Source organism: Pseudomonas sp. BN102, assembly GCF_029871245.1.
In the GTDB taxonomy this organism is placed as follows: Bacteria; Pseudomonadota; Gammaproteobacteria; order Pseudomonadales; family Pseudomonadaceae; genus Metapseudomonas.
On record NZ_SSON01000067.1, the window covers coordinates 121,536 to 140,123 of the forward strand.

General features: G+C 65.5%; 18 protein-coding genes. 10 read left to right on the top strand and 8 right to left on the bottom strand.

Annotated features, from left to right (window positions below):
* The first annotated feature begins 71 nt into the window (after positions 1-71).
* Both selD and mnmH read left to right on the top strand, forming a co-directional pair.
* The gene (gene selD / locus E8F12_RS15095; protein ID WP_280326061.1) at positions 72-1,106 is read left to right on the top strand and encodes a selenide, water dikinase SelD; all 1,035 of its coding nucleotides are present in this window, start codon (positions 72-74) and stop codon (positions 1,104-1,106) included.
* Positions 1,106-2,197: a tRNA 2-selenouridine(34) synthase MnmH gene (mnmH, locus tag E8F12_RS15100; protein WP_280326062.1), complete on the top strand. Its 1,092-nt coding sequence runs from the start codon at positions 1,106-1,108 to the stop codon at positions 2,195-2,197. The genes selD and mnmH overlap by 1 nt, the downstream gene beginning before the upstream one ends.
* Before the next feature lie 95 nt (positions 2,198-2,292).
* Here the strand turns inward: mnmH and E8F12_RS15105 are convergent, their stop codons facing one another.
* Positions 2,293-4,494 (bottom strand): bifunctional diguanylate cyclase/phosphodiesterase, encoded by a 2,202-nt coding sequence (locus tag E8F12_RS15105; RefSeq protein WP_280326063.1) that lies wholly within the window; start codon positions 4,492-4,494, stop codon positions 2,293-2,295.
* 299 nt (positions 4,495-4,793) lie between these two features.
* Between E8F12_RS15105 and E8F12_RS15110 the strand changes: the two genes are divergently transcribed.
* Positions 4,794-6,119 carry an MFS transporter gene (locus tag E8F12_RS15110; RefSeq protein WP_280326064.1) on the top strand — a complete coding sequence of 442 codons (1,326 nt, stop codon included), beginning with the start codon at positions 4,794-4,796 and terminating at the stop codon, positions 6,117-6,119.
* A 126-nt stretch (positions 6,120-6,245) separates the two neighbouring features.
* Here the strand turns inward: E8F12_RS15110 and rapA are convergent, their stop codons facing one another.
* Positions 6,246-9,095: an RNA polymerase-associated protein RapA gene (gene rapA / locus E8F12_RS15115; RefSeq protein WP_280326065.1), complete on the bottom strand. Its 2,850-nt coding sequence runs from the start codon at positions 9,093-9,095 to the stop codon at positions 6,246-6,248.
* A 155-nt stretch (positions 9,096-9,250) separates the two neighbouring features.
* On the opposite strand from rapA, the gene E8F12_RS15120 reads away from it, so the two are divergent.
* The 5 genes from E8F12_RS15120 (at position 9,251) to E8F12_RS15140 (ending at position 11,891) form a co-directional block, all read left to right on the top strand.
* On the top strand, positions 9,251-9,547 hold the full coding sequence (locus E8F12_RS15120) for an aspartate-semialdehyde dehydrogenase (RefSeq protein WP_280326066.1): 297 nt from the start codon (positions 9,251-9,253) through the stop codon (positions 9,545-9,547).
* A 44-nt stretch (positions 9,548-9,591) separates the two neighbouring features.
* Positions 9,592-10,188, top strand: a complete 597-nt coding sequence (locus E8F12_RS15125) for an alpha-ketoglutarate-dependent dioxygenase AlkB (RefSeq protein WP_280326067.1) — start codon at positions 9,592-9,594, stop codon at positions 10,186-10,188.
* Positions 10,185-10,340 carry a hypothetical protein gene (locus tag E8F12_RS15130; protein WP_280291152.1) on the top strand — a complete coding sequence of 52 codons (156 nt, stop codon included), beginning with the start codon at positions 10,185-10,187 and terminating at the stop codon, positions 10,338-10,340. The genes E8F12_RS15125 and E8F12_RS15130 overlap by 4 nt, the downstream gene beginning before the upstream one ends.
* A gap of 206 nt (positions 10,341-10,546) precedes the next feature.
* The gene (gene ccoM / locus E8F12_RS15135; RefSeq protein WP_280326068.1) at positions 10,547-10,663 is read left to right on the top strand and encodes a cytochrome c oxidase subunit CcoM; all 117 of its coding nucleotides are present in this window, start codon (positions 10,547-10,549) and stop codon (positions 10,661-10,663) included.
* Between the two features lie 100 nt (positions 10,664-10,763).
* A complete protein-coding gene (locus tag E8F12_RS15140) occupies positions 10,764-11,891 on the top strand; it encodes a GNAT family N-acetyltransferase (RefSeq protein WP_280326069.1) in 1,128 nt (375 codons plus the stop codon).
* On the opposite strand, the gene E8F12_RS15145 is transcribed toward E8F12_RS15140, so the two are convergent.
* The 6 genes from E8F12_RS15145 to E8F12_RS15170 all read right to left on the bottom strand — a co-directional run bounded on the left by E8F12_RS15145 (position 11,892) and on the right by E8F12_RS15170 (position 17,229).
* Positions 11,892-12,248, bottom strand: coding sequence for a DUF2790 domain-containing protein (locus tag E8F12_RS15145; RefSeq protein WP_280326070.1), 357 nt, complete (start codon positions 12,246-12,248; stop codon positions 11,892-11,894).
* 385 nt (positions 12,249-12,633) lie between these two features.
* A complete protein-coding gene (locus tag E8F12_RS15150; RefSeq protein ID WP_280290086.1) occupies positions 12,634-12,900 on the bottom strand; it encodes a DUF2790 domain-containing protein in 267 nt (88 codons plus the stop codon).
* A 144-nt stretch (positions 12,901-13,044) separates the two neighbouring features.
* Entirely contained in the window at positions 13,045-14,877 is a 1,833-nt protein-coding gene (locus E8F12_RS15155; RefSeq protein ID WP_280326071.1) for an ABC transporter ATP-binding protein, read from the bottom strand.
* 54 nt (positions 14,878-14,931) lie between these two features.
* The gene (locus tag E8F12_RS15160; protein ID WP_280326072.1) at positions 14,932-15,486 is read right to left on the bottom strand and encodes a peptidylprolyl isomerase; all 555 of its coding nucleotides are present in this window, start codon (positions 15,484-15,486) and stop codon (positions 14,932-14,934) included.
* On the bottom strand, positions 15,480-16,289 hold the full coding sequence (locus E8F12_RS15165; protein WP_280326073.1) for an alpha/beta hydrolase: 810 nt from the start codon (positions 16,287-16,289) through the stop codon (positions 15,480-15,482). Before E8F12_RS15165 ends, E8F12_RS15160 begins: the two co-directional genes overlap by 7 nt.
* Before the next feature lie 13 nt (positions 16,290-16,302).
* A complete protein-coding gene (locus tag E8F12_RS15170) occupies positions 16,303-17,229 on the bottom strand; it encodes a LysR family transcriptional regulator (RefSeq protein WP_280326074.1) in 927 nt (308 codons plus the stop codon).
* Positions 17,230-17,338: 109 nt separating this feature from the next.
* Here E8F12_RS15170 and E8F12_RS15175 point away from each other — a divergent pair, with 109 nt between their 5' ends.
* Both E8F12_RS15175 and E8F12_RS15180 read left to right on the top strand, forming a co-directional pair.
* The gene (locus E8F12_RS15175; protein ID WP_280290081.1) at positions 17,339-17,653 is read left to right on the top strand and encodes a 3-phosphoglycerate kinase; all 315 of its coding nucleotides are present in this window, start codon (positions 17,339-17,341) and stop codon (positions 17,651-17,653) included.
* A gap of 161 nt (positions 17,654-17,814) precedes the next feature.
* Positions 17,815-18,414 carry an FMN-dependent NADH-azoreductase gene (locus E8F12_RS15180; protein ID WP_280326075.1) on the top strand — a complete coding sequence of 200 codons (600 nt, stop codon included), beginning with the start codon at positions 17,815-17,817 and terminating at the stop codon, positions 18,412-18,414.
* Positions 18,415-18,588 lie beyond the last annotated feature (174 nt).

The window sequence follows — 18,588 nt, forward strand, 5'->3', positions numbered from 1 at the left end:
CAGGCCGTTGGCCTGCGTGGCGAATGAATTCGCCCCCACAGGAAATCGATTCGGATTTTTGAGAGAGAACCATGACTGACCCCATCCGCCTGACCCAGTACAGCCACGGTGCTGGTTGCGGCTGCAAGATTTCCCCCAAGGTGCTGGACGTGATTCTCGCCGGCAGCGGAGCGCAGAACCTCGACCCCAAGCTCTGGGTGGGCAACGCTTCCAAGGACGATGCGGCGGTCTACGCCCTGGACGAGGAGCGCGGGGTGGTGTCCACCACGGACTTCTTCATGCCGATAGTGGATGACCCCTACGACTTCGGCCGTATCGCCGCGACCAACGCCATCAGCGATATCTACGCCATGGGCGGCGACCCGCTGATGGCCATCGCCATCCTCGGCTGGCCGGTCAATCTGCTGCCGCCGGAAGTGGCCCGCGAAGTGGTACGTGGCGGCCGCGCAATATGCGATGAGGCGGGCATTCCCCTGGCAGGCGGGCATTCCATCGACGCGCCCGAGCCGATCTTCGGCCTGGCGGTCACCGGCGTGGTGGACAAGCGCAACATGAAGCGCAACGACACCGCTACCCGAGGCTGCAAGCTCTACCTGACCAAGCCGCTGGGCATCGGCATCCTCACCACGGCGGAGAAGAAGGGCAAGCTGCGCGAGGGCGATGTGGACCTGGCTCGCGACTGGATGTGCACCCTGAACAAGCCGGGCAGCCGCTTCGGCAAGCTGGCAGGGGTCAAGGCGATGACCGATGTCACCGGCTTCGGCCTGCTCGGCCACCTGGTGGAGATGGCCGACGGCAGCGGCCTGACCGCGCGTATCGACTACGCCAAGGTGCCCAGCCTGCCGGGCGTTGAGTATTACCTGGAGCAGGGTTGCGTTCCTGGCGGCACCCTGCGCAACTTCGACAGCTATGGCGAGCGCCTGGCGCCGCTCGCGGAAGTGCAGAAGCTGCTGCTCTGCGACCCGCAGACCAGCGGCGGACTGCTGGTGGCGGTAACCCCGGAAGGGGAGGCGGAATTCCTTGCCGTGGCCGAGGCGCTGGGCCTCACCCTGGCGCCCATCGGCCATCTGCGCGAGCGACAGAGTCTCGCGGTCGAGGTGTTCTGATGCGTCCGGATACCTCGAACTACCGCGAAATCTTCCTCTACGACCGGCCGATGATGGATGCCCGCGCCCCGGTGGAGTTCGTCAAGGGCGCCTTCCCGCATACCGTCAACCTGCCCCTGATGAGCGATACCGAACGGCAGAAGGTCGGCACCTGCTACAAGCAGCATGGCCAGCAGGCCGCGATCGCAACGGGTCACCAACTGGTCAGCGGCGCCCTCAAGACCGAGCGCATCGAAGCCTGGGCGGCCTTCGCCCGGAACAATCCCGATGGCTACCTCTACTGCTTCCGTGGTGGCCTGCGTTCGCAACTGGTCCAGCAGTGGCTGAAGAACGAGGCCGGCATCGATTACCCCCGGGTGATCGGCGGCTACAAGGCGATGCGGACCTTCCTCCTTGAGACCACCCAGGACGCCGTGGCCCGGTGCGATTTCGTCCTGGTGGGCGGCCTCACCGGCACCGGCAAGACCGAGGTGATTGCCCAACTGGCCAACAGCCTGGACCTGGAAGGCCATGCCAACCATCGAGGCTCCAGCTTCGGCAAGCGCGCCACGCCGCAGCCGGCGCAGATCGATTTCGAGAATGCGCTCGCCATCGACATCCTCAAGAAGCGCGCCGCCGGCCATCAACAGTTCGTACTGGAGGACGAGGGCCGTATCGTCGGCAGTTGCTCAGTGCCTCTGGAGCTCTACCACGGCATGCAGGAGTACCCGCTGGTCTGGCTCGATGACAGTTTCGAGGACCGCGTGGAGCGCATTCTGCGCGACTACGTGACCAACCTCTGCGCCGAGTTCATCGCCACCCACGGCACCGAGCACGGCTTCTCGCGCTTTGCCGAGCGCCTGCGCCAGAGCCTGGGCAACATCGTCCGGCGCCTGGGCGGCGAGCGCCACCAGCGCATCTCGGCGCTGATGGATCAGGCCCTGGCCGAGCAGGAGGCCACCGGCAAGGTGGACCTGCACCGGGGCTGGATCGAAGGGCTTCTGCGCGAGTACTACGACCCGATGTATGCCTACCAGCGGGAGAGCAAGGCGTCGCGCATCGAGTTCGCCGGGGAGCAGGCGGCGGTGCTGGAATATCTGCGACAGCGGTAGTTGGCAAGGGGATGGGCAGCCCTTCGGGCTGCCTGGCGAATGAGTTCGCCCCTACAAGAAAAGTGCAGTCCCCCGCGAGGTTGCGGACTGCCCCCTCATGCCGGGCTCGAATCCACTGGTCGCAGCGGCAGCACGTTGCTGCTGAAGATTCCATGGGGTTGGCGCAGGAATTCGGCGATGGCGACCAGAGGTTGCGGCTTGCTGAGCAGGTATCCCTGGATGAAGTCGCATCTGTGGCTGCGGAGGAAGTCCAGCTGCTCGCGGGTTTCCACTCCTTCGGCCACCACTTGCAAGTGCAGGGTGTGGGCCATGCCGATGATGGCCTGGACGATCTCCATGTCGGCGTGACTGCCAGGAATATCCATGACGAAGGAGCGGTCGATTTTCAGGGTGTCCAGGGGCAGGCGCTTCAGGTAGGCCAGGGATGAATAGCCGGTGCCAAAGTCGTCGATGGAGATGCTCACGCCCAGCCCGCGGATACGTTCCAGCAGGCGCAGGGCCTGATTGACGTTGCTCATCAGGGCGTTTTCGGTGACCTCCAACTCCAGGCGTTGCGGGCGTATTCCGGATTCCTGCAGGGCGCGCAGCACCTCGTCCGCCAGCTCATCGTGGCTGAAGTTGAGGGCCGAGCAGTTCACCGCCACGCGCAGGTCGTGGAAGCCCTGGGCGGCCAGGCTGGCCAGGTCCCGGCAGGCGCGGCGCAGCACCCAGGCGTCCAGTTCTGCGATGAAGCCATTGGCCTCGGCCACGCCGATGAAGCGGTCCGGCGCGAGCAGGCCGAGCTGCGGGTGCTGCCAGCGCACCAGGGCTTCCAGCTTGGTCACCTGGCCGCTGTTGAGGTCGAGGATGGGCTGGTAGTTGAGGACCAGGCCCTGGTCCTTGGCCAGGGCCAGGTGCAGTTCCTCTTCCAGTTGCAGCTCGAAGGTGGCCTTGTTCTTCAGGTGCTGGCTGAAGAAGTGCAGGTTGTTGCGGCCGCTGCTCTTGGCCTGGTAGAGCGCGAGGTCGGCGTGCTTGAGCAGCTCCTTGCAGGTCTCGCCATCGTCGGGGAAGAGGCTGATGCCGATGCTGGTGGTCATGGTGACGTTGCGCCCGGCCAGGGTGATGGGTTCTTTCATGCGCTGCATGATGCGCTGGGAGAGCGCCTTGGCCTCCGCCAGGTTGCCCAGGCTGGCGAGCACGCAGAACTCGTCGCCACCCAGGCGCGCGATCACGTCATCGCGACGCAGGACGCTGCGCACGCGTTCGGCCACCACCTTGAGCAGTTCGTCGCCGGCATCGTGGCCGAGGCTGTCGTTGATGCGCTTGAAGTGGTCGATGTCGAGAAACATCACCGCCAGCGACTGCCTGAGCTGGGCATGCCTCTGCAGTTTTTCGACGAAGAAGTCGTTGAAGGCGCGGCGGTTGGGCAGGTTGGTCAAGGCGTCGTAGTGGGCGACGTTCTGCAACTTCACCTTCACCTGCTCCAGTTCCCGCAGCAGATTGTTGACGTGCAGCAGGTCGCGCTCCTTGCTCTGCAACTTTTTGTCCGCCCAGGCCACCGCCAGGGCGCAGAGCAGCACCATGCCGGCGATCACCGCCAGGCCGAGACCGAGTTGCAGGGCGTTGTCGGCGCGCTCCAGGCGCAGCTCGGTGCCCACCGGCACGGACAACTGCAAGGCGAGCATGCCGGTGAAGTGCATGCTGCAGATGGCGCCGCCCATGGCCAGGCAGGCAGGAATCTTGAGCAACTGGTGGCCTTCGCTGCGATCGCGGAAGAATGCCGAGAGGAGCAGGGCGGCAAAGCTGGCGGCGATGGCGACGCAGACCGATACGGAGACGACAACGGGGTGGTAGTACTGGGTCGCCACCGAGCGGATGGCCGCCATGCCACAGTAGTGCATGGCGGCGATACCGAGGCCGATGGCCAGGGCCGCCGTCAGGTAGTGGCGCGGCTCGACGCTGGGTCGGCCAAAGGTGTACATGGCCACCAGCGAAGCGGCCACCACTATCACCAGGGACAGGGCGGTGGTGGGGAGGTCGTAGGCGATGGCGACTGGCGCTTCGAAGGCCAGCATGGCGATGAAGTGCATCGCCCAGATACCGCCACCCAGGCAACAGGCGCCGAGCCAGCACCAGCGCCGTCGGGTTTCCGGTTGCTGGGCATGGGCCACCCGTTCGGCCATGTCGAAGGCGCAGTAGCCGGCTCCCGAAGCTACCAGGAAGGCCAGTAACACCAGCCAACTGTTGTGGGTACAGGCCAGGAGTACCTGGTCATCCGCCGGAAGTTCACGAGCGAAACGCAGGCCCAGCCAATCCATAGAGGCATTCCCATGCAGAGGGTTCAACTTCGGGAAACGGTGTTTGCTGGCACAATGCGATCAGTATAGACAGCATCGGCAGCGCACCTTGGACGTCCGTACCTTGGCGCTGAGCGGTCGTTTTCGGGGGACGACCGGCAATCGACGGGCTGCTGGGCGAGACCCGTGCCCTCTGCCGTATCGGGTTACATAAATGCAACGAATTGTCGCAGACAGCAGTCGGTGACAGCCTCTAGATTGCAGGGTCGAGCCCGGTTGGCGGTTACCCGGGCGCCCTAAAACAAGAACGAGACCGACTCATGCAGCAATCCCCTCAAGCGGCCAATGCCTGGCGCGTGCTCTTCCTGCTGTTCCTGGCCAACCTGTTCAATTTCTTCGACCGGACCATCCCGGCCATCATCATCGAGCCGGTACGCCATGAGTGGAGCCTGAGCGACTTCCAGCTGGGCCTGATCGGCACCGCCTTCACCCTGGTCTACGCCATCGCCGGCGTTCCGCTGGGGCGCATGGCCGATACCGGCGCGCGCCGGAAGATCATGGGTTGGGGCCTGGCGGTATGGAGCGGACTGACCGCGGTGAACGGCCTGGCCTGGAGCTTCTGGAGCTTCCTGGTGGTGCGCATGGGTGTCGGCATTGGCGAGGCCAGCTACGCGCCGGCGGCCAACTCGCTGATCGGCGATCTTTTCCCGGCCCACAAGCGCGCTCGCGCCATGGGCATCTTCATGCTCGGCCTGCCCCTGGGGCTGGTGCTGGCTTTCTTCACCATCGGCTCCATGGTCAAGGCCTTCGACAGCTGGCGCGCGCCCTTCTTCATCGCCGCCGTACCGGGACTGATCCTGGCGCTGTTCATGTTCTTCATCAAGGAGCCCGCCCGCGGCGCCGCCGAAAGCGTACGGGTGACCGCCACGCCGCTGGATAAGCCGCTGCGCCGGGTGCTGGCGATCCGTACCTTCTGGTGGCTGACGCTGGCGGGCCTGACCTTCAACTTCGCCACCTACGCCACCAACTCCTTCATGGTGCCGATGTTGCAGCGCTACTTCCTGATGCCCCTGGAACAGGCGGCCATCGCCACCGGCATCATCACCGGCCTGACCGGGCTGGTAGGCCTGACCCTGGGCGGCTGGGTGGCGGACAAGGTGCACCAGAAGTCCGAGCGCGGCCGCCTGCTGCTGGCCGCCTTCAGCATGCTGGTAGCGGCGCTTTGCACCGGCTTTGCGCTGCTCGCCGGACGCATCGAGATGGGCCTTTTCGTCGGCGTGTTCAGCCTGGGTTGGCTGTTCGCGTACAACTTCTATACCTGTGTCTACACCGCCATCCAGGACGTGGTGGAACCGCGCCTGCGGGCGACCGCCATGGCGCTGTTCTTCGCCGGCCTCTACCTGCTTGGCGGCGGCCTGGGCCCGGTGGTGGTGGGGCTGCTGTCGGACCATTACTCCCAGGCCGCGATGCTGGCCGCCGGCGCCAGCGAGATGAACGAGACATTCAAGGCCGTGGGGCTGCACAACGCCATGCTCCTGATCCCGGCGGCGCTGACCCTGACCATGCTGGCGCTGTTCCAGGCTGCACGCTGCTTCGTGCGCGACGCCGCGAGCATGCGCCAGGGCATGGTAGCTGCGGCGGCCTGATACTTCGCCGGATGCAAAAAGGCCCGCGATTGCGGGCCTTGTTGTTGGGCTGAGCTGTTCCGGGCTGCGCTTTTCCTGTGGGGGCGAATTCATTCGCGAAGCAGGCCGCCGGCCTGCCCCGGATGCCTACCCGGCGACGAGCACCCTGATCGATTCCAGCCGCAGTGCCGCCTTGTCCAGCAGTTGCAGGCCTTCATTGCGCTGGTGACGCACGGCCTCCAGTTCGCTGTCGCGCACGCTGGGGTTGACCGCCTGGAGGGCGGTGAGGCGGGCCAGTTCTTCGTCCAGTTCGGCCTTCAGGCGGTGCAGGGCCTCGGCCACACGCTCGGCGTGGCGAGGGGCGATCTTGGCTTCTGCTGCGTTGATCTGCGCGGCGAGCACGTCGTGCTGGGCCTGGACGAACTTGTTGGCGCTGCCGCGCGGCACGCTTTCCAGCTGGTCGTTGAGGGTGTCGAAGGCGACCTTGGACGCCAGGTCGTTGCCGTTGGCGTCGAGCAGGCAGCGCAGGGCCTTGGGCGGCAGGAAGCGGCCCAGTTGCAGGGCGCGCGGGGCCACCACTTCACTGACGTAAAGCAGCTCCAGCAGTACGGTGCCGGGCTTGAGCGCCTTGTTCTTGATCAGCGCCACGGCGGTATTGCCCATGGAGCCGGAGAGCACCAGGTCCATGCCACCCTGCACCATGGGGTGTTCCCAGGTGAGGAACTGCATGTCCTCGCGGGACAGGGCCTGGTTGCGGTCGTAGGTGACGGTCACGCCTTCGTCGTCGCCCAGCGGGAAGCCGGCGTCGAGCATCTTCTCGCCAGGCTTGAGCACCAGCGCGTTCTCGGAGTGGTCCTCGCTGTCGATGCCGAAGGCTTCGAACAGGGCTTCCATATAGATGGGCAGGGCGAACTGGTCGTCCTGCTCGAGGATGTCTTCCACCAGGCGCTCGCCTTCGCCGGCGCCACCGGAGTTGAGTTCCAGCAGGCGGTCGCGGCCATTGTGCAGTTCGCCTTCCAGGCGCTTGCGCTCGGCTTCGGCTTCATCCGCCAGGGCTTGCCACTCGCCGTCATCGCCGCCGTCCAGCAGGGGCAGCAGGCGCGGGCCGAACTGGTGCTGCAGGGCGTTGCCGGTGGGGCAGGTGGCGAGGAAGGCGTTCAGCGCCTGGTTGTACCACTGGAACAGGCGTTCCTGCGGGCTGGTTTCCAGGTAGGGCACATGCAGCTGGATGGTGTGCTTCTGGCCGATCCGGTCGAGACGGCCGATGCGCTGCTCGAGCAGGTCCGGGTGGGCCGGCAGATCGAACAGCACCAGATGATGGGCGAACTGGAAGTTGCGGCCTTCGGAGCCGATTTCCGAGCAGATCAGCACCTGGGCGCCGAATTCTTCGTCGGCGAAGTAGGCTGCGGCGCGGTCGCGCTCGAGAATGCTCATGCCTTCGTGGAACACGGTGGCGGGGATGCCGGAGCGCACGCGCAGGGCGTCTTCCAGGTCGAGGGCGGTTTCCGCGTGGGCGCAGATGACCAGCACCTTGAACTTCTTCAGCATCTTCAGGGTGTCGATCAGCCATTCGACGCGCGGATCGAAGCGCCACCAGCGCTCGGACTCGTCGCTGCTGTCATGCTGGGACTGGAAGCTGACTTCCGGGTAGAGGTCCGGGTTGTCGCCGATGGGCAGCTCCATGTACTCCACCGGGTTCGGCAGCGGATAGGGGTGCAGATGGCGCTCGGGGAAGCCGCGCACGGCGGCGCGGGTGTTGCGGAACAGCACGCGGCCGGTGCCGTGGCGGTCGAGCAGCTCGCGCACCAGGCGCGGCGAGGCTTCGGTGTCGCCGGCGGCCAGGGCTTGCAGCAGGCCTTCGCCTTCCTCGCCGAGGAAGCCCTTGATGGTCTTCTCGGCCTTGGCACTCAGGCGGCCCTGGTCCAGCAGCTCCTGCACGGCCTCGGCCACCGGGCGGTAGTTGGCGCTTTCGGCGCGGAAGGCTTCGAGGTCGTGGAAGCGGCTCGGGTCCAGCAGGCGCAGGCGCGCGAAGTGGCTTTCCTGGCCGAGCTGTTCCGGTGTGGCGGTGAGCAGCAGGACGCCGGGGATGACCTCGGCCAGTTGCTCCACCAGGCGGTATTCGGGGCTGGCCTGTTCCGGGTGCCAGACCAGGTGGTGGGCTTCGTCCACCACCAGCAGGTCCCAGCCGGCGGCGAAGGCCGCGTCCTGGGCGCGCTCGCTTTCCTTCAGCCACTCCAGGGACACCAGCGCCAGCTGGCTGTCCTCGAAGGGGTTGCTGGCGTCGCTTTCGGCGAATCGCTCGGCGTCGAACAGGGTGACCTGCAGATTGAAGCGGCGGCGCATTTCCACCAGCCACTGGTGCTGGAGGTTTTCCGGCACCAGGATCAGCACCCGGCTGGCGCGGCCGGAGATCAGTTGGCGGTGGATCACCAGGCCGGCTTCGATGGTCTTGCCCAGGCCCACTTCGTCGGCCAGCAGTACGCGTGGCGCAACGCGGTCGGCCACTTCACGGGCGATGTGCAATTGGTGGGCGATGGGCTGGGCGCGGGTGCCGCCCAGGCCCCAGAGGGAGGACTGCAGCAGGCGCGAGCGGTGCTCCAGGCTGTGGTAACGCAGGGCGAACCAGTTCAGCGGGTCGATCTGGCCGGCGAACAGGCGGTCGCTGGCCAGGCGGAACTGGATGAAGTTGTTCAGCTGGGTTTCCGGCAGGGTGCGCGGCTCGTTCTGCGCAGTGATCCCGTGGTAGACCAGCAGCCCGTCGATGTCCTCGACTTCCTGGACATTCAGTTTCCAGCCGTCGAAGTGGGTGATCTCGTCGCCCGGGGCGAACCGCACACGGGTCAGGGGCGCATTGCGCAGGGCATACTGGCGGGTCTCGCCAGTGGCCGGGTAGAGCACGGTGAGCAAGCGGCCATCCGTTGCCAGGATGGTTCCGAGCCCAAGCTCCGCTTCGCTGTCACTGATCCAGCGTTGCCCCGGTTCATACTGCTGCGCCATGCGTGTCTCCCTGTCGTGAAAAAAGCCGGCTATGTTAACGGAACGCAATGCGCAGGGCGACGCCGGATGCGGGCCGTATGTCCGCAAAAGTGTAGCGAGCACCTATAAAGAAGCGCCCGCTAAGGCCGATAGGCTGACCAAAGGAGGGCCCAATCATGCTGCCGCCCATTCCACAAGGCCTGGTCCCGGTCACCGCCCAGCAGGACGCGGTGAAACCGCGCCCGGATATCCCGCCGGTCACGCCGATGCAGGAGGGCGCGAAGGAGAGCGCCGTCAGCCTGGACAAGCGCCATCCCCAGGAAGCCGACGAGCTGATGCGCGAGGAGCAGCGGCGGCGCCAGCGGCGCGGCTATACCCCGGAGGAACTGGCGTCCGGCGAGGTGGCCGAGGCGGACGAGTCCGAGCTGCGCGAGCTGCCGCGCCGGGGGCTATGGGTGGATGTGGAGGTCTGAGACGCGCAGAATGGACCCTGTCTCCATCCCTGAAGTCCATGCCGGTGGATCTGTTCGACGATATCCCGCTCCAGCTGCCCGACGCTGAGCTGCGCTACGAGCCGCACTTCCTTTCCGCGATCGAGGCCAGCGACTGGCTGGCGCGGCTGCTGGCCGAGACGCCCTGGGAGCAGCCCCAGGTCCATCTCCATGGCCGCTATTACCCGGTGCCGCGCCTGGTGGCCTGGTACGGCGACCCCGAAGCCAGCTACCGCTATTCCGGCCTGACCCACCAGCCGTTGCCCTGGACGCCCCTGCTGGCGCAGATCCGCACGCGGGTCGAGGACGCCGTGGGGCAGACGCTCAATGGCGTGCTGCTCAACTATTACCGTGATGGCCAGGACTCCATGGGTTGGCACAGCGACGACGAGCCCGAACTTGGCCGCAATCCGCTGGTGGCGTCGCTCAACCTGGGTGGCAGCCGCCGTTTCGACCTGCGCCGCAAGGGTGGCAACCGCATCGAACGCTCCCTGGAACTGGGCCACGGCGCGCTACTGGTCATGAGCGGGCCGACGCAGCATCATTGGCAGCATCAGGTGGCGAAAACCCGCACGGCCTGCGCGCCCCGCCTCAACCTCACCTTCCGTTGGATCCGCAGATGAGCAATGACGAAAACCTGATTGACTTCGGCGCCGAGCGCGACAAACGCATCCATGACCTGCACGAGAAGCGCCTGAACGACATGCGCAAGGCTTTCGAACAGGCCATGCCGCTGGCCAAGGGCAAGAAAGGCAAGAAGCCGAAGAAGCGCTGAGCCGCCCGCCGGTTCTCATTTTCTCTTTTGTGGATGGGTCGGCCCTGCTTCCGACCTGCCGCATCCTCCGAAAATTGATCTGGATCAGTATCCCGCCAGGCTCCCGGCGGGCCCTGCCGCGCTATTGATCCAGATCAATTTTCCGTTCCTGCCGCGCGGTTAACTTGAACCCATCGAAGCAACAGCGCCAAAGCAGGAGGCAGATCATGTTCGTCGATGTAGTGGTTCTCGCCGGTATCGGCACCGTCGGTCTCATGGTCGCCTTCTTCGCCGGCGTCGGTTACTTCATCTGGAAGGACTCGCACAAACGCAAGCCGCGTTGAGTCCACCGGGTTTACAGGCACGCAAGGCACCTCGGGCGACTTCGGTCGCCCTTTTTTTTTCCTGCTTTTCTTCCTTCGCGCCCCGCGCCAGACTGGCGCCATGCCGATCCAGACCCTTTCCCGCCTCACCGATCTCGACCCGCGGCAGTGGGATGCCCTGCTGCCGGACGAGCAGCCGTTCCTGCGCCATGCCTTCCTTTCCACCCTCGAGGAGAGCGGCAGCGTGGGCGGTCACAGTGGCTGGCATCCCGCGCACCACGTGTTGCTGGGCGCGGGCGGTGAGCTGAAGGCCGCGCTACCGGCCTACCTCAAGAGTCATTCCTACGGCGAGTATGTGTTCGACTGGGCCTGGGCCGACGCCTGCCAGCGCGCCGGCATCCGCTACTACCCCAAGCTGCTGGCGGCGATACCCTTCACGCCGGTGGGCGGCGCCCGGTTGCTGGCGGTGGACGATGGGGCGGCCAGCGAGTTGCTCGACGGCGTGTTGGCCGATGTGGTCGTGGACGGTCTTTCGGGGCTGCATATCAACTTCACCGACGCCTTTGCCGACCACCACCTGCGCGGTCGCGACGGTTGGCTGGAGCGCCTGGGCTGCCAGTTCCACTGGCGCAACCACGGCTACCGGGACTTCCAGGACTTCCTCGATGCGTTGAGCTCGCGCAAGCGCAAGCAGATCCGCAAGGAGCGTGAGCAGGTGGCGGGGCAGGGGATCGACTTCCAATGGCGCCAGGGTCATGAGCTGGCCGAGGCGGATTGGGATTTCGTCTACGCCTGCTATGCCAACACCTATCGGGTGCGGGGCCAGGCGCCTTATCTGACGCGCACCTTCTTCAGCCTGCTGGCCGAACGGATGCCGGAAGCCATACGCGTGGTCCTGGCGACGCAGGCGGGCCGGCCGGTGGCCATGGCTTTTTCACTGCAGGGCGGGGATACGCTCTACGGCCGCTACTGGGGCTGCCTGGCGGAGTTCGACCGGCTGCATTTCGAGACCTGCTTCTACCAGGGCATCGACCAGGCGATCGCTTCAAGGCTCCAGCGTTTCGACGCCGGCGCCCAGGGCGAGCACAAGTTGGTTCGGGGTTTCGAGCCGGTGATCACCCGCTCCTGGCACTGGCTCGCCCACCCCGGCTTGCGTGCGGCCGTGGACGATTTCCTGGTGCAGGAGCGGGGCGGGGTGCTGGCCTACGCCGACGAGGCGCGCGGCCTGCTGCCCTTCAGGCGGGATTGATCAGCCGATCTGGCTGTCAGGGGCAATGTCGATCTGGCTGGCGAGTGTAACGTCAGCGGTGGCAGCTTCGATCTGGCTGGCGAGGGTACCGTCAGCCGTGGTGCCGCCCCATTCGAGGAAGCGAAGCTTGCGGACTTCACCTTCGCTGTCTTCGTAGACAAGGGTGACCGGCACGACGCCTGTCTTGTCGGACGTGTCGGTGCGGTGCAGCACCTTCTGGATATCGACGTCCATTCCATAGTGGTAGTCCACGGCCGGCAGGGAGGCACTGTGGCTCTGATTCTGAATGCCATCCTGGGCGAATACGCTGGGCGCTAGACTGGAGAGCAGGGCGCTTACAACCGAGGCCATTTTCATAAGGCTTGTATTCCTCTGTTGGGTTTTCGCTGACAAGGGACTTCATGTGACCCGACGAGAACGGTTAGTTCAATCCCCCTCTTCGACGACCTCCGAATTGAGCGTTTTTTAACCACTTGCAATCGCCCGTGCTTGAGGCGTTGCGACCGTTTGTCGCAGATACTGAATTTTTTTCGATCATGGTCTACGGGAAGGACTCATTCCATCCCATTGAGCCGTCCGTCTGATGCTGCAGGTTGGGTAGGCGCCGCCCCGGTTGTCGAGATTCGTGTTCCCGAGGGGCGGGGCGCACGACGCACGCTGCGGGCAGGAACCGGAGCCTTGCTCCGGCGTGGTCCTGCGCAGGTGGTATCGGTTATCGGAGCGAGGTTTTCCGGCTCCGCGATCAACTGGCGCTGGTATGGCTGCCCCATTCCAGGAAGCGGATCTTGTGCAGTTCGCCCTGGCTGTCCTCATAGACCAGGGTGACCGGTACCACGCCAGTGCGCTGGGACGTGTCGGTGCGGCTCAGGACGCGGTGCACGTCCAGTTCCATGCCGTAGTGGTAGTCGACGGCGGGAATGCCCGATCCGGGCTCCTGGTAGATGTCCTGGGCGAACACGCTGGGGGCGAGGCTGGAAAGCACGGCGCTGACGACGGATGCGATTTTCAATGGCTGATCCTCTGCTGGGGTCCGATGACGGCCTCTGGCGAGGCCGGGTACGGGCTCCATATGACCAGCCGGACGCGCCTGGCAGAAATCGAAGCGCCTTGTAGTCGAGATCAGCCGCGTCGATAGTGCGGCGCGGCCCGGGCGTCATTCCACGCCGACGAAGCCGCCGGTCTGGTGCTGCCAGAGGCGCGCGTAGAGGCCGCCGTGCTCCAGCAGCTCGGTATGGCTGCCGCTCTCCACCACGCGGCCCTTGTCCAGCACCACCAGCCGGTCCATCCGCGCGATGGTGGAGAGGCGGTGGGCGATGGCGATCACCGTCTTGCCGCGCATCAGGGTTTCCAGGCTTTCCTGGATAGCCGCTTCCACTTCCGAGTCCAGTGCCGAGGTGGCTTCGTCGAGGATCAGGATCGGCGCGTCCTTGAGCAGCACTCGAGCGATGGCGATGCGCTGGCGCTGGCCGCCGGAAAGCTTCACGCCGCGCTCGCCGACATGGGCGTCGAAGCCGCGTCGGCCCGCCGCGTCCGAAAGCTGCGGCACGAATTCGGCGGCGCGGGCCTTGCGTATCGCCTCCAGCAGGTCGGCGTCGCTGGCGCCCGGGCGGCCGTAAAGCAGGTTGTCGCGGATGGAGCGGTGCAGCAGGGACGTGTCCTGGGTAACCATGCCGATCTGCGCGCGCAGACTTTCCTGGGTCACCTGGGCGATGTCCTGGCCGTCGATGAGGATCCGCCCGCCTTCCAGGTCGTAGAGCCGCAGCAGCAGGTTGACCAGGGTGGACTTGCCGGCGCCGGAAGGTCCCACCAGGCCGATTTTCTCGCCGGGCCGCACCCGCAAATCGAGGCCCTCGATCACGCCGCTGCCCTTGCCATAGTGGAAGGCGACGGCTTCGAAGCGCACGTCGCCGCGCTCGACCACGAGAGGCTTGGCATCCTGGCGGTCGGTCACCAGGCGCGGCACCGCGATGGTCTGCATGCCGTCCTGCACCTGGCCGATGTTGTCGAAGATCCCGGTGACCACCCACATGATCCAGCCGGACATGTTGATGATGCGGATCACCAGGCCGGTGGCCAGGGCGATGGCGCCGACGCTGATCAGCCCCTGGTCCCACAGCCAGAGGGCCAGGCCGCAGGTGGTGACGATCAAAAGGCCGCCCATGGTGGTGATGGTGGCGTCCATGGCGGTGATCACCCGCGCCGTCATCTGGGTCTTGCGGGTCTGCTCGTCGATCGCCTCGCGGGCGTAGTCCTCTTCCTTGCGGGTGTGGGCGAACAGCTTGAGGGTGGTGATGTTGGTGTAGCCGTCGACGATGCGGCCCATCAGCCGCGAGCGGGCATCGGAGGATTCCACCGAACGCTGCTTGACCCGTGGCACGAAATAGAAGATCGCGACTATGTAGCCGGCGATCCAGACCACCAGGGGCAGCACCAGGCGCCAGTCGGCCTCGGCGAACAGCACCAGGGAGCTGACGGCGTAGATCAGCACGTGCCAGAGGGCGTCCACCGCCTGCACCGCCGAGTCGCGCAGGGAGTTGCCGGTCTGCATGATGCGTTGGGCGATGCGCCCGGCGAAGTCGTTCTGGAAGAAGCCCAGGCTCTGCTTGAGCACGTAGCGGTGACTCTGCCAGCGGATCAGGTTGGTCAGGCTGGGGGTGATGGCCTGGTGCACCAGCAGGTCGTGGAGGCTGTTGAACAGTGGCCGCAGGACCAGGGCCACCAGCGCCATCCAGGCCAGCTCATGGCCGTGCTGTGCGAAGAACTGGCCACGGGGCGCTGCCTGCGCCAGGTCGACGATTCGACCGAGGAAACTGAACAGCGCCACCTCGATCAGGGCCACGATCAGCCCCACCAGCAGCAGGGCACTGAAGATCGGCCAGACCTGGCGCAGGTAGTGGACGTAGAAGCGCAGTACGCTGCGCGGGGGCATCTGGTCAGGCGCCTGGCGGAATACATCGATCAGGCGCTCGAAGCGTTGGAACAGCATGGGCTCCATCCTGGTTGGGGCCTGTGGCCCGGGCTTCCTGCCCGGGCCTTGGGCTCAAAGGCGCTTGGCGGAAAGGATCAGTACCGGTTGCAGCGGGACGTTCTGGTGCATGCCGCGGTTGCCGGTGGGCACGCTGGAGATCTGGTCGACCACGTCCATGCCGCGCACCACCTTGCCGAACACCGCGTAGCCGAAATCGCGGCTGCCGTGGTCGAGGAAGGCGTTGTCCTTCTGGTTGATGAAGAACTGGCTGGTGGCCGAGTCCACCACCTGGGTGCGGGCCATGGCCAGGGTGCCGCGGACGTTGCGCAGACCGTTGTCGGCTTCGTTCTTGATCGGCTCGCGGGTGTCCTTCTCGGCGTAGTCGGTATCGAAGCCGCCGCCCTGGATCATGAAACCGGGGATGACGCGGTGGAACACGGTGCTGTCGTAGTAGCCGGCGTCCACGTATTCGAGGAAGTTCTTCACGCTGATCGGGGCCTTGTCGGCATCCAGTTCCACTTCGATTTCCCCGGCGCTGGTGGTCAGCAGCACATGGGGTTTGTCGGCGGCCAGCAGGTTGAGGGAGACGAGCAGGGCGCAGGCGCCCAGGACGAGTTCTTTCAGCATGGGATTTGGTCCTTGTTGCGCTCCACTTCGGCAAGGAAGTCGAGCAGGGTGGCGTTGAATCGTTCGGGTTGGTCCAGGGGAGTGGCGTGGCGGGAATTCTCGATGATTACCAGCCGCGCGTCTGGCATTTCGTTCACATAGACCCGCTTGAGCGCCACGGGGGTGTAGTCGCGGTCGGCGGTGATCACCAGGGTAGGGCAGGTGATGCGCGCGAGGCGTTCGCGCACGCCCCAGCCGATGATGGCGTCAAGGGAAGCCAGGTAGGCGCGCTTGTCGTTCTGCGGCCAGCGTTCTTCGATCTTGCGCCGCAGTTCGGCCTGTTCGGGCAGGGGGAAGAGTAGGCGGCCGAGACCCTTGGCGATGGTCTCCAGGCTGAGCAGGCGCGACAGGCTCCAGCGCTTGGCGATCTCGAGGAATTCACGCGGGGCCCTGGGGATCACCTCCGGCCCGCTGTTGACTATGGTCAGGCTGCGCAGCAGTTCGGGGCGGTCGACGCCCAGCTGGAAGCCGATCATGCCGCCCATGCTGATGCCCACCAGGTGGACATCGATCAATCCCAGGTGCTCGATCAGCGCCGCCACGTCATCGGCGAAGGCGGAGATGCTGTAGCGCTCGCGGGGCTTGTCGGAGCGGCCGTGACCGCGAACGTCCAGGACGACGACCCGGTAGTGGGCGGCGAGGGCCGGGACCTGATATTCCCAGTCCAGGGTGCTGGAGCCGAGGCCGTGCACCAGCACCACGGGCATGCCGTGGCCGTAGACCTCGTAGTGCAATTGGCAGCCGTCGTTCTCGAAGTAGGACATGCATGACCTCCTGTCAGGCGCTGGAAATGGGCGCCGCGAAGGGGGCATCCAGGGGCGCGGCGTCGAAGGTCTTGATCAGTTCGACCAGGATCTGCGAGGCGGGGCCCAGGCCCTTTTCCTTGTTGGCATAGAGATAGAAGGAGGGGTGCCGGCTGCCGCCCTGCTCCAGGGGGAGGGGCTTGAGCTGTCCGTCCTTGAGCTCGCGTTCGATCAGGTGGCGCGGCAGCCAGGCGAAGCCCAGGCCGCTGCTGACGAAGTTGGCGGCCGTGGACAGGCTGCCCACCGTCCAGCGTTGCTCGGCGCCGAGCCAGCCGACGTTGCGTGGCTGGGTGCGGCCGGTGTCGCGGATCACCACCTGCAGCTGGCTTTCCAGATCCTGGAAGCTGAGCTGGCGCTGCAAGCGATGCAGCGGGTGGTCGGGGTGGGCGACGGCGATGAACTCCACCGAGCAGAGCCCGGCGCCCAGGTAGCCCTGGATGTCCAGGCCGGTGATGGCGAGGTCCGCCGAGCCCTCCAGCAATACTTCCTCGACGCCGGACAGCACCTCCTCGCGCAGGCGCACGCGGCAACCGCGGCTCTGCGGCATGAAGGCGGAGAGTGCACGCACCAGGCGGGCATTGGGGTAGGCGGCATCCACCACCAGGCGCACCTCGGCTTCCCAGCCCTGTTCCATGTGGTGGGCCAGATCCTCCAGCTGGCTGGCCTGCCTGACCAGCTGCCGCGAGCGCCGCAGCAGCACCTCGCCGGCCTCGGTCAGCACCGCCTTGCGGCCTTCGATGCGCAGCAGGGGCACGCCGAGCTGTTCCTGCATGCGCGCGACCGTGTAGCTCACCGAGGATTGCGAGCGGTGGGTGGCTTCGGCCGCCTGGGCGAAGCCGCCGTGGTCCACCACCGCCTGGAGGGTTCGCCACTGGTCCAGGGTTACGCGCGGGGCTTTCATGCTCTGCTGCTCCTCTAGCTGCTCCTGCCGCCGAATTGCGCGCACCCATGGCGCTGATTCCGCTTGCGGCGCTCTGTTAAGCTGGCGTTCTCTGCACTGGAGAACGTCCATGAAAAAACTGTGCTGTGCCTTGTTCGCCCTGCTGCCCACCTTGGCCTTCGCCTACCCGATCGAAGTGGAGAAGCAGTACAACGGCGCCGAGATCACCTACGACACCACCGACATCAGCGATAACCTGGCCGCCATCAATATCCGCAACCTCGGCGAAGCCACCGCCGAGTGCAAGGCCGTATTCGTCAACGGACCGGAAACCCCGAAGGTGCGCAAGGCAATCATCGAGGGCGGCAAGAGCGCCTACCTGACGTCCAATTTCAACCGCGCGGTGATCAAGTTGCGGATCAAGCTGACCTGCAATCCCAAGTAGTTCGCGGACGATTCCGGGCACAGGAACCAGCCTAGTGCCCTGCCTGGTACAAATCAACTTTCTTGATACTTTGTAGCGGATATTTACGCTTTTTTATCGATATGTGACGACCTAATCTGCACTCCATCGACGCACAACAACCCCCGATGGAGGTAGCCCACATGTCCCGCGTACTCGTCATCGAAAGCAGCGCCCGCCAGCAAGGTTCCGTATCACGCCAACTGACTCAGGACTTCATCGCCCAGTGGCAGAGCGCCCACCCGGCCGATGAGATCCAGGTCCGCGACCTCGCCGTCGACCAGGTGCCGCACCTCGATGCCGACCTGCTGGGGGGCTGGATGAAGCCAGCCGACCAGCAAAGCGCGAGCGAGAAGGCCGCCCTGGAACGCTCCAATCTGCTCACCGAAGAACTGCTGGCCGCCGACGTGCTGGTCCTGGCCGCGCCCATGTACAACTTCGCCATTCCCAGCACCCTGAAGTCCTGGCTTGACCACGTGCTGCGCGCCGGCGTCACCTTCAAGTACACCGAAACCGGCCCGAAAGGCCTGCTCACCGGCAAGCGCGCCTTCATCCTGACCGCCCGCGGCGGCATCTACTCCGGCGGCCCGCTGGACCATCAGGAGCCCTACCTGCGCCAGGCCATGGGCTTCATCGGTATCCATGACGTGACCTTTATCCACGCCGAAGGCCTGAACATGGGCGACGAGTTCCAGGAAAAAGGCCTGGCCTCGGCCAAGGCCCAGCTGGCCAAGGTCGCCTGACCCGCGGCGCCTCAGCTTCCCTGTGGTGCGCCATGGCTCCTTGAGCGCACCCGCCAACCCGGCCTGGTTTCAGGCCGGGTTTTTTATGCCCGGGGTTGGAATGGCAGGACTGCGTCCTGCTTCGCGAATGAATTCGCCCCCACAGGAAACGCGCAGCGGTCGAGCTTCCTGCAC

Bases quoted from the DNA above. Each gene is read 5' to 3' on its own strand.
- selD (WP_280326061.1), top strand. From the start codon at position 72: ATGACTGACCCCATCCGCCTGACCCAGTACAGCCACGGTGCTGGTTGC.
- mnmH (WP_280326062.1), top strand. From the start codon at position 1,106: ATGCGTCCGGATACCTCGAACTACCGCGAAATCTTCCTCTACGACCGG.
- E8F12_RS15105 (WP_280326063.1), bottom strand. From the start codon at position 4,494: ATGGATTGGCTGGGCCTGCGTTTCGCTCGTGAACTTCCGGCGGATGAC.
- E8F12_RS15110 (WP_280326064.1), top strand. From the start codon at position 4,794: ATGCAGCAATCCCCTCAAGCGGCCAATGCCTGGCGCGTGCTCTTCCTG.
- rapA (WP_280326065.1), bottom strand. From the start codon at position 9,095: ATGGCGCAGCAGTATGAACCGGGGCAACGCTGGATCAGTGACAGCGAA.
- E8F12_RS15120 (WP_280326066.1), top strand. From the start codon at position 9,251: ATGCTGCCGCCCATTCCACAAGGCCTGGTCCCGGTCACCGCCCAGCAG.
- E8F12_RS15130 (WP_280291152.1), top strand. From the start codon at position 10,185: ATGAGCAATGACGAAAACCTGATTGACTTCGGCGCCGAGCGCGACAAA.
- ccoM (WP_280326068.1), top strand. From the start codon at position 10,547: ATGTTCGTCGATGTAGTGGTTCTCGCCGGTATCGGCACCGTCGGTCTC.
- E8F12_RS15140 (WP_280326069.1), top strand. From the start codon at position 10,764: ATGCCGATCCAGACCCTTTCCCGCCTCACCGATCTCGACCCGCGGCAG.
- E8F12_RS15145 (WP_280326070.1), bottom strand. From the start codon at position 12,248: ATGAAAATGGCCTCGGTTGTAAGCGCCCTGCTCTCCAGTCTAGCGCCC.
- E8F12_RS15155 (WP_280326071.1), bottom strand. From the start codon at position 14,877: ATGCTGTTCCAACGCTTCGAGCGCCTGATCGATGTATTCCGCCAGGCG.
- E8F12_RS15160 (WP_280326072.1), bottom strand. From the start codon at position 15,486: ATGCTGAAAGAACTCGTCCTGGGCGCCTGCGCCCTGCTCGTCTCCCTC.
- E8F12_RS15165 (WP_280326073.1), bottom strand. From the start codon at position 16,289: ATGTCCTACTTCGAGAACGACGGCTGCCAATTGCACTACGAGGTCTAC.
- E8F12_RS15170 (WP_280326074.1), bottom strand. From the start codon at position 17,229: ATGAAAGCCCCGCGCGTAACCCTGGACCAGTGGCGAACCCTCCAGGCG.
- E8F12_RS15175 (WP_280290081.1), top strand. From the start codon at position 17,339: ATGAAAAAACTGTGCTGTGCCTTGTTCGCCCTGCTGCCCACCTTGGCC.
- E8F12_RS15180 (WP_280326075.1), top strand. From the start codon at position 17,815: ATGTCCCGCGTACTCGTCATCGAAAGCAGCGCCCGCCAGCAAGGTTCC.